Below are 459 nucleotides of genomic sequence, written 5' to 3' on the forward strand. Positions count from 1 at the left end.
GCGACGAGCACCTCTCACGAATCCTGGATGTCATCCACCAGGAGTGGCCCGAGCTACGGCCCCAGGACATCGCCCACGTCTTCGGCACCCACACCGACCGGCACCTGCCCGGCCAGATCGTCAACTACATCGCCCCGCAGCGCGTGCAGGAAACCACGCACATCCGGGTGCTGCTGGCCATGGAGGCGATCTCCACCGGCTGGGACTGCCCCAGGGCGGAGGTGCTGATGTCCTTCCGCACCTACAAGTACGCCACCTACGTCCACCAGCTGCTGGGCCGGATGGTCCGCACCCCCCTGGCCCGACGCATCCCGGGCAACGAAGTGCTCAACTCCATTGACTGCTTCCTGCCCCACTTCGACAAGACCACCTCCACCGCCATCGCCCAGACCTTGATGCGCGGACAGTCCGACATGGACGACATCACTTCCGACCCCACCCGCGCATCCGCCCGGCGGG

General features: G+C 66.7%; 1 protein-coding gene. It reads left to right on the forward strand.

The features are described from left to right. Positions 1–459 (forward strand): hypothetical protein (locus GSF22_RS34160; RefSeq protein ID WP_439957847.1); only part of this gene is annotated, 459 nt, incomplete at both ends.

This window comes from Micromonospora echinofusca (assembly GCF_017614955.1).
In the GTDB taxonomy this organism is placed as follows: domain Bacteria; phylum Actinomycetota; class Actinomycetes; order Mycobacteriales; family Micromonosporaceae; genus Micromonospora; species Micromonospora echinofusca_A.